Below are 8,310 nucleotides of genomic sequence, written 5' to 3'. Positions count from 1 at the left end.
ACGGCATCGAGCGCATGGTGGAGAATGCCCTGTCCACCCGCGAGGGCGCCGCGCGCACGCCGTATCAGATCATCCAGCACGTGCGTCAGCAGAACCCCGCGCTCGCCGAGCGGCTCGAGAAGGAGCTGGCAGCCTTCCGCGTGAAGCTGGTGCTCAACCAGGCGCGCTCGGAGGGCGATCTGAACGTGGGAGCCGCCGTGGTGTCCGCGTGGAAGAAGTTCTTCGGTCTGGAGATGGATGACCTCGGGGCCATCCGCTACGACGACGAGGCCTGGCGCGCGGTGCGCAAACGGCGACCCATCGTCCTCGAGCGGCCCGACTCTCCGGCCGCCCTCGGTCTGCAGGGCATCGCCGATCGCCTGCTGGCGCTCGACGGGGTGACGCCATGAGCTCCGCCATGAAGCACTTCGAGCAGCAGTCCTATTACGAGCTCCTGGAGATTCCGCCCACCGCTTCCGAGGAGCAGATCCTCGACGCCTACGCGCGCGCGATGGAGACGTACTCGCCCGACTCCATCGCCGTGTACTCGCTGGCGGATCCAGGGCAGCTCGAGTCCCTGCGTCAGCAGCTCACACGGGCCATGGAGACCTTGTCCGAGCTGGACAAGCGCCTCGAGTACGATCGGTCGATCGGCATGACGCGGTCGGCGGACGAGGTGGCTCGCCTGCGCGCGGAGGGTCTCAAGCGCGTGGCCGAGGCCAGCCCCGGGCCGAAGGAGGTGCCCGCGGTCGAGGCCCCGCCCCCGGTGGCCCCGCCGCGGCCGGCCGAGACCGTGGAAGCGATCGAAGTCGTCGAGACGGTGGAGGCCGCCGAGGTGGTGCCGGAGGCCGAGCCGCGTCCGGTCTCGGCGCCGCCGACCGCCACGAGCGTGGAGGCCGTGCCCGAGCCCGTTGCCGCCGCTCCGGCCGAGGCCCCCGTTCCGGTGCGGCCCGAGGCCGTGCCCGAGCCGGTCGCCGCCGCCCCGGTGGCCCCTCCGGCGACGTCTGGCCTTCCGAGGGGGGTGAGCCGCCATGCCCGGCCCCTGGCGCCGACGTCGCGCCCCGGCTCGGTCGTGCCGCCCCCGCTGCCCGTGCGCAATGCGCTCCGGACGCCTTTGCGCTCCGCGGCCGAGGCCCACCGTCGCCCCGAGTCCGAGGCCGCCAACGGCACGCCTCCGCCGTCCGCGCAGGAGAAGGGCAGGGTGCCTCATCGCCCGAGCGCCGGGCAGTCGCTCGGCGAGGCCCCCGTGCTGGCCCAGGCCTCGGCCATCGCCACCGCCGAGTCGGCGCTCGCCCAGGTGGCGGGGAAGGCCCGCGACTCGCGCACCCGGCTCAAGACGGTCGTCGACATCCCGTCCGATGCCGAGTTCAACGGCGAGCTGCTGCGCCAGATTCGCGAGGGCCGCGGCCTGACGCCGCAGATGCTCGCGGACCGCACGCGCATCTCGTCCCGGCATGTGGAGAACATCGAGGCCGACCGCTACGACGGCCTCCCCGCCGCCGTCTACCTGCGCGGCATGCTGATGAGCATCGCGCGTGAGCTGGGGCTGGATCCGCTCCGGGTCTCGCGCAGCTACATGACGCTCGTCTCGGCCGGCGAGAAGAAACGCCGCTGAGCCCGCGAGCGTCCAACAGGGGGTGCACTTCGCGTGTCAGCGAAGTTGACACCCCCGGGGGTGGTGCTTAGAAAGGTGCGGGATGACTGAAGAAGAAAAGATCAAGGCCATGCGGCTGGCCCGCGCGATTGCCTCGGATATCTCGCTCTACAACGAGCAGAAGATCATCAAGGGCATCGAGCAGGACAACCTCTTCGAGGTCCTCAAGGAGGAGCTCGAGGAGGGCCGTGAGCTCTACAAGAGCCGCGTCAGCCAGGAGATCTTCACGAAGATGAATTTCTTCGAGCGGGCCATCAACGACATCGTCCTGCGCTCCAAGGCGCACGTGAAATCGAAGATTTGGTAGCCCCCGACGCGCGCGAGCACCGTGCCCCCCCCGACGCCAGGGGCGAGCGGCTGGATCAGTATCTCTCGCGCGTCTTCGCGGACCTCACGCGCTCGCGCATCCAGGGCCTCATCGAGGCCGGTCACGCCCAGGTCGACGGCAAGCCCGCGAAGGTCGCCCTGCGGCTGAAGGGGGGCGAGCTGCTCTCCCTGCGGATTCCCGCGCCCGTCCCCGCCGTGCCGCTGGCCGAGGAGCTGCCGCTCACGGTGCTGCACGAGGATCGGGACCTCGTGGTGGTGGACAAGGCGGCGGGGATGGTGGTGCACCCGGGAGCGGGCCATGCGTCGGGGACGCTGGTCAACGCGCTGCTGCACCGGGTGAAGGATCTGGCCGGAGTGGGCGGCGAGCTGCGCCCGGGCATCGTCCACCGGCTGGACAAGGACACCACGGGCTGCCTGGTGGTGGCCAAGCACGAGACGGCGCTGGTGGCGCTGCAGAAGTCCTTCAAGACGCGCGTGGTGGAGAAGACGTACCTGGCGCTGGTGCACGGGCAGCCGAAGCAGGCCGAGGCGCGCATCGAGACGCTCTATGGCCGCCACCCGGTGCACCGCCAGCGCTTCACCGGCAAGGTGAAGGAGGGCAAGCCGGCCATCACCGTCTACCGCGTGCGCGAGCAGTTCGAGGGCGCCGCGCTGGTGGAGGTGGACCTGCTCACCGGGCGCACGCATCAGATCCGCGCGCACCTGTCCGAGGCCGGCCACCCGCTGCTGTGCGACACGATGTACGGCGCGGGCCGCAAGGCGAAGGGGCACGCCGAGGAGGCGCAGGAGGTGCTGGGCCGCCAGGCGCTGCACGCGTGGAAGCTGTCCTTCCCGCACCCGCGCACGGGCAAGGTGCTGCACGTGGAGGCTCCGCTGCCTGCGGACTTCACCGCCGCGCTGAAGCTGCTGCGCGGCCGGTAGCGCGCTCAGTGGTGCGGCTGATCGGCCTCGCCTTCCTCCTCCTCGGCCAGTCGCTCGCGTCGGGAGCGCCGGGGGCCCTGCCAGGGCCAGCGCCCCTCGAGCTCCAGCTCGAGCGTGAAGCTGAGGAAGGTCCGGATGAGGACGATGAGGCCCAGCACGAGCACGTGCTGCAGGGTGGGCGCCTCGGCGACGGTGCGGATGATGTCGGCCGCGACGAGCAGCTCGAGCCCCAGGAGGATGGATGCGCCGAGGCGATCCCGGAACGCCCGGTAGGCCTGCCGCGAGGACATGCGGCGGTAGCGCACGCCGACCATCACCACGGCGAGCACGGCGCCTCCCACCATCACCCCCACGCCCGCCGCCTCGAAGAAGCGCGCGGCCAGGGTCACGAGCCCGGTGAATTCCATCGTGTGCTCCCCCGAGGGAACGATGGGGCCTGTCCTCCTGGGAGGCGAGGAGGACGGCGTCACCGGCTATCCAGGCCCGTCAGGCCGGGTGCTCTCCAGGTGGGCAGGCCGGGCGACTAGAGCCCGCCGAGCGACATCGTCTGCTGGCGGCGGCTGAGCACCTTCACCGGCTGGATGGCCATCACGCGCATGAAGACCTGGAGCAGCTCCGGGTCGAACTTGTTGCGCATCTCCGTCCACATCAGCATCAGCGCCACCTCGGGGCCGTAGGCGTCGCGGTAGGGCCGCTTCGAGGTCAGCGCGTCATACGCGTCGCAGATGGCGATGATCTTCGCGTACACCCCGAGGTTCGTCTTCGGGATGATCATCTGGATGTTGCCGCGCGCGTCGCGCACCGCCGTGCCGAAGTCCGCCTTGTGCTCGAACGTCGTCACCACGCGCAGCAGCGTCGAGCGCGAGAAGCCCTTCTCCATCAGGATGTTGCGCACCGAGATGAGCGGCGCCTTCTGGATGAGGGCCTTCTCCTCGGCGCTGAGCGCCCCGCGCTTGGTGGCCAGCTCGTCGGGGATGGTCACCATGCCCGCGTCGTGGAAGAGCGCGATGTAGCCCAGATCCCTCAGCTGCGGCTTGGTCAGCCCCAGCTCCTGGCCGAACACGATGCACATCAGGCACACGTTCACCTGGTGGTACACGAGGTAGTCCGCCTCGCGCTTCGTCGTCGTCATTCCGAGGAAGTGCGTCTTCTGCTCGGAGGAGATGTCCACGAAGTCCTGCACCAGCCGCAGCGCCTTGGCGGTGCTCAGCGGCTTGCCCGCCTGCACCGACTCCAGGTAGCGGGTGAGGAAGAACACCGCGCGGGCGTAGACCGTCATCGCGTACTTCTTGCGGTCCACCTTCTGCTCGTCCGGGTTCTCCAGGTCGTCCTTGTTCAGCTTCTCGCGCAGCTTGGAGAACTTGGCGACCTTCATGTTGAGCAGCTTGCGGCCCGCCATGCCGTCTTCCTCGGCGGCCGCGGACTGCTCCTTGCTGAAGATCCAGATGAAGTTCTTCAGGTCCGGCACCGTGACGGGCTTGAGCAGCGAGATGCCTCCCACGTCCTTGGCGCGCATCTCTCCCAGCAGGAAGCGCTGGTTCTCGATGGAGTTGAGGTCCACCTTCACCAGCATGTTGTTGAGGTAGAAGGAGTCCTTGACGCCCACCAGCTCCAGCCGGCCCTCCTTGGAGATGATCTGGTTGACGATGCCCTGGAGCTGGAGCAGCGGCTTCTCGAAGACCGCGTTCTCCGGGTCATACATCTTCACCGAGCGCACCAGCATGTAGAGGCTGGACACCAGCCCGCGCGCCAGCGTCTGCAGCTTCTCCGAGTAGCCGCGGCCGAACTCGCCAACGTTCTCCGCCCCGTCCCCGGTGATCTTCAGGTTGTCCGCCATGGCTCACGCCTCCTCGGTGGTCGCCGTGTCGCCGAACAGGATCTTCTTCGTCTGGTACATGGCCTTGCGGGCCGCGGAGAGGACCTCGGCCGGCTGGCTCTTGTCCTCCACCACGCCCTGCAGCGCCTTGTACGACTGGATGGAGCACGCACCCGCCAGCCCGGCGACGGCCAGCAGCTTGTCCTCCATCACCTTCTTCTTGTTGAGCAGCGTGGGCTTCACCGCCAGCACCTGCAGCATCATCGAGATGGCACCCGGCAGCGCCGTGGAGCCCAGGGCCGTGTAGATGGCCGTGCGCTCCTCGATGGACTTCTTGTCGAGGTTCGGATCCTTCAGCAGCCGCATCAGGTCCACGTAGGCCTTGTCGCGGTCGAACTCGGGCAGCAGCCGGGCCGCCACCATGCGCACCTGGGTGACGGAGTCGTTGAGCGCCTCGAGGATGAGCTTGCGCGCCTCGGGGGTGCGGCCGCGGGCGATGATGTTCATCACCTCCAGCTTCACCGCGAGGTTCTTGTTGAGCAGCACCAGCCCGAACATCTTCACCCGGTCCGGATGGTTGCTCTTCTCCAGGATGTAGACCATGTCGCGCACCGTCTGCGGCCGATCCGACTCCAGCCGCTGCACGAAGGGCGAGGGGGACTCCTGCGCGTGGCCCGCCAGCACGTCGCACACCAGCAGGCGGTTCTCGGGGATCTCAATCGTCTCCAGCGCGTTGAGCAGGGTGACGACGGTGGAGGAGTCCAGCGCCTGGAGGTAGCGGGTGATGTCCACCGGGTTCTTCGGACGCGTGGACTTGAGCATCTCGGCCACGCGCATCACGCGCTGCTCCTCGCCCATCTTCTGGACGAAGTAGTTGAGCAGGTGCTCGATCTTCCCCGTCGTGTCCCGCTGGGTCATGGCCCGCATCTTCAGGACGATCTGGTTGATGATGGGGTAGTCGTCCTGGATGAGCATGGCGTCCAGGAGCTGGCCGAAGACCTCCTCGAGCAGCGCCGTGTCGTCCACGCCCCCTTCGATCACCTGGAAGATGGCGCTCACCAGCTTGGGGAAGAGCCGCGAGCCCTCCTCCTCGGAGATCTCCCGCTGCAGCCGGGCCTTCAGGTCATCCGAGGCGTAGTTGCCGCCCACCACCAGGCCGCGCATCTGCTCCACGCCGTCCAGCTTGGAGTCCAGGTCCTCCGCGTTCACGCGCGCGAAGCGCAGGAAGTCGTCCGAGTTCGTCTTGAGGCGCGCGTAGAGGTAGCCGACCACCTTGTCGACCTCGACCTCGACCTCCTGCTCGGAGACGTCGTCCATCTTGAAGCCCTCGACGACGACGTACTCGAGGTGCTCCAGGGCGGCCCGCCACAGCTGGGACAGCACGTCCTCCGCGCCGCGCTCCGGCTCGGACAGGGCGATCATCGTGAACGTCACCAGCTCCTGCACGGTGACGCCCGGGCGGAACATGATCTGCCGGATGCCGTCCCGGAAGAACTTGTAGGGCAGGGGCGTGTCCTCGGAGAAGATCGGCTCGCCGTGCAGCATGAAGTTCTGCTGCTCCACCTTGAGCGACAGCACGCCGTGCTTGTCCGTGTACGCCTCGAGGGCCTCCTGGGCCCGGGCGAGGAACTCGGGGAAGCGCGCCTCGTTGTGGCGGTACATGCCGATCTGCTTGATGCCCTTGAGCAGATGGAAGGTGAAGTCGCGCGCCGACTCCACCTTCTCCTGTACGGCGGGATCCGTCGCGGGTTCCTGGGCGGCGCTGCGGGCGGTCTGTGCCTGGGCCATGACGTCCTCGAGGATGCTCGGGCGAAGAAGAGGGAGTCCAGCCTACCCCGATTCTTCCCGTCTTGCGCGTCTCCTGGACCTGTCGGGAGGGGTGCGCTCCAGAAATGGCGCGACGGTGGGGCTGTGCTACGAGCCCCGATGCTTCACCAACAACCAGGAGTCAACATACCATGAAGCGCGTCATTGCATCCGCCCTGCTGCTGTGCTCGCTGACCGGCTGTTTCCGCATGAGCGTGCGCAGCGGTGCCACCCCGACCGGCCCCGAGAACGAGGACACCAGCGTCAGCTTCGTGTACGGCCTGACCACCGCCAACTCGGTGGCCCCGGAGTGCGCTTCCGGCTTCTCGCGCGTGGACGTGTACTGGCCGTGGTGGGGGCCCTTCGTGTACGGCCTCACTGCCGGCATCGTGGCCCCCCTCAAGACCGAGTACGTCTGCGCCGAGACCACCCGCTAAGGGCTGAATTTCCGCGGCAAGAAGGGTGACGGGGCGGGGGCCGGCCTCCCCGCCCCCTCATCTCAGGCAGGGTGTCGTTGGAAATCCTACACTTCGGGTGTTCCCAGAAACACATGGGGTGGACCCAGTTCCCGTATAGGCTGATAACGCGGCCATTCCAGCGAGCCGGGGAATACCCGTGCCGCGGAATCCACTCGAGGAAGCCTTCCTCGCCAAAGGAGCAGCGTATGGGGACGACGACGAAGTTCGGTGCGGTTGCCATGTGGTTGATGTGTGCCACGCCTGCCTTCGCGGGAGCGCAGGACAAGCAGGACAAGGAGGTGTGGATCACCATCGGCACCGACGCGCTGGAGCCGGCGCGCGCCTCGTTCCGGGGGCAGGGCCTGGAGCTGCCCGCTCCTGCTCGCGAGAAGGGCGGAGTCGCGGCGCTGCGCGTGCGCGAGTCGCACCTGGAGAAGCTGTCCGAGGCGATGCACGACAAGCTCAACCGGTGCGCGGGCTTCATCGCCCATGACACCGAGAAGGAGGCGCTCGAGGCCGTGGAGGGCAGCACCTCCTCGCAGGCCGTGGCCGCGCTCATCAGCTACACCATCGACAACGGCACGGCGGTGAACTCGCTGATGTCCGCCGTCCTGGAGAGCAACATCCGCAGCACCATCTCCACGCTGTCGACGAGCTGGACCTCGCGCCGCTACAACCTGCAGTCGGGCATCGACTCGGCCACGTGGCTGAAGAACCGGTGGACCACGCTCGCCAGCGGGCGCACGGACATCTCGGTGGCGTTCTTCACGCACCCCACCACCACGTCCCCGCAGCCGTCCGTCATCGCCACCATCCGGGGCGCCACGCTGCCCAACGAGGTGGTGGTGCTCGGTGGACACCTGGACTCCATCAACGGCAGCGGCTCCTCCTACGCCGCGCCGGGCGCGGACGATGATGCCTCGGGCATCGCCGCGCTCACCGAGGTGCTCCGCGTGGCCGTCGCCAAGGGCTACCGCCCGGCGCGCACGGTGAAGCTCATGGCCTACGCCGCCGAGGAGGTGGGCCTCAAGGGCTCGGCCGCCATCGCCGCCCAACACAAGGCCAGCGCCATCAACGTGGTGGGCGTGCTGCAGCTGGACATGATCAACTACCGGGGCTCCAGCTACGACATCGTCATGGTGTCCGACTACACCAACGCGGCCCAGAACACCTTCATCCGCAACCTCATCACCACGTACCTGCCGGGCGTGACGGCGACCTCGACGACGTGCGGCTACGGCTGCTCGGACCACGCCTCCTGGCACAACCAGGGCTACCCGGCCTCCATCCCCTTCGAGGCGCTGATGGGCCAGGACAACCCGTACATCCACACCACGCAGGACACCCTC

At 68.2% G+C, this 8,310-nt stretch carries 9 protein-coding genes; 6 read left to right on the top strand and 3 right to left on the bottom strand.

Annotated elements, in window-relative coordinates; translation table 11 throughout:
• The 4 genes from VF697_RS39345 to VF697_RS39330 form a co-directional block, all read left to right on the top strand.
• Nucleotides 1-389, top strand: a 389-nt coding sequence (locus VF697_RS39345) for a MinD/ParA family ATP-binding protein (RefSeq protein WP_414641438.1), incomplete at its 5' end; no start/stop codon positions are given.
• Complete coding sequence (locus VF697_RS39340; RefSeq protein WP_331103306.1) at nucleotides 386-1,594, top strand: helix-turn-helix domain-containing protein; 1,209 nt, start codon at nucleotides 386-388, stop codon at nucleotides 1,592-1,594. The genes VF697_RS39345 and VF697_RS39340, both read left to right, overlap by 4 nt.
• A gap of 82 nt (nucleotides 1,595-1,676) precedes the next feature.
• Nucleotides 1,677-1,940, top strand: a complete 264-nt coding sequence (locus VF697_RS39335) for a hypothetical protein (RefSeq protein WP_331103304.1) — start codon at nucleotides 1,677-1,679, stop codon at nucleotides 1,938-1,940.
• On the top strand, nucleotides 1,934-2,881 hold the full coding sequence (locus VF697_RS39330) for an RluA family pseudouridine synthase (RefSeq protein ID WP_331103302.1): 948 nt from the start codon (nucleotides 1,934-1,936) through the stop codon (nucleotides 2,879-2,881). The genes VF697_RS39335 and VF697_RS39330 overlap by 7 nt, the downstream gene beginning before the upstream one ends.
• 5 nt (nucleotides 2,882-2,886) lie before the next feature.
• Here the strand turns inward: VF697_RS39330 and VF697_RS39325 are convergent, their stop codons facing one another.
• The 3 genes from VF697_RS39325 to VF697_RS39315 form a co-directional block, all read right to left on the bottom strand.
• Nucleotides 2,887-3,288 (bottom strand): DUF1622 domain-containing protein, encoded by a 402-nt coding sequence (locus VF697_RS39325; protein ID WP_331103300.1) that lies wholly within the window; start codon nucleotides 3,286-3,288, stop codon nucleotides 2,887-2,889.
• Nucleotides 3,289-3,404: 116 nt separating this feature from the next.
• The gene (locus VF697_RS39320) at nucleotides 3,405-4,718 is read right to left on the bottom strand and encodes an HD-GYP domain-containing protein (protein ID WP_331103298.1); all 1,314 of its coding nucleotides are present in this window, start codon (nucleotides 4,716-4,718) and stop codon (nucleotides 3,405-3,407) included.
• Between the two features lie 3 nt (nucleotides 4,719-4,721).
• Nucleotides 4,722-6,485, bottom strand: coding sequence for a HEAT repeat domain-containing protein (locus VF697_RS39315; protein WP_331103296.1), 1,764 nt, complete (start codon nucleotides 6,483-6,485; stop codon nucleotides 4,722-4,724).
• Between the two features lie 170 nt (nucleotides 6,486-6,655).
• Here VF697_RS39315 and VF697_RS39310 point away from each other — a divergent pair, with 170 nt between their 5' ends.
• Both VF697_RS39310 and VF697_RS39305 read left to right on the top strand, forming a co-directional pair.
• Nucleotides 6,656-6,940 (top strand): hypothetical protein, encoded by a 285-nt coding sequence (locus VF697_RS39310; protein ID WP_331103294.1) that lies wholly within the window; start codon nucleotides 6,656-6,658, stop codon nucleotides 6,938-6,940.
• Between the two features lie 227 nt (nucleotides 6,941-7,167).
• Nucleotides 7,168-8,310: M20/M25/M40 family metallo-hydrolase (locus VF697_RS39305; protein WP_331103292.1), on the top strand; the 1,143-nt coding region annotated here is incomplete at its 3' end.

Source organism: Archangium sp., assembly GCF_036388035.1.
In the GTDB taxonomy this organism is placed as follows: Bacteria; Myxococcota; Myxococcia; order Myxococcales; family Myxococcaceae; genus Archangium.
The sequence above is the reverse complement of the archived record's forward strand: the minus strand, read 5'-3'. Positions and strand labels throughout refer to the sequence as shown.

Coding starts and splice junctions, on each gene's coding strand:
- VF697_RS39340 (WP_331103306.1), top strand. CDS start 386: ATGAGCTCCGCCATGAAGCACTTCGAGCAGCAGTCCTATTACGAGCTC.
- VF697_RS39335 (WP_331103304.1), top strand. CDS start 1,677: ATGACTGAAGAAGAAAAGATCAAGGCCATGCGGCTGGCCCGCGCGATT.
- VF697_RS39325 (WP_331103300.1), bottom strand. CDS start 3,288: ATGGAATTCACCGGGCTCGTGACCCTGGCCGCGCGCTTCTTCGAGGCG.
- VF697_RS39320 (WP_331103298.1), bottom strand. CDS start 4,718: ATGGCGGACAACCTGAAGATCACCGGGGACGGGGCGGAGAACGTTGGC.
- VF697_RS39315 (WP_331103296.1), bottom strand. CDS start 6,485: ATGGCCCAGGCACAGACCGCCCGCAGCGCCGCCCAGGAACCCGCGACG.
- VF697_RS39310 (WP_331103294.1), top strand. CDS start 6,656: ATGAAGCGCGTCATTGCATCCGCCCTGCTGCTGTGCTCGCTGACCGGC.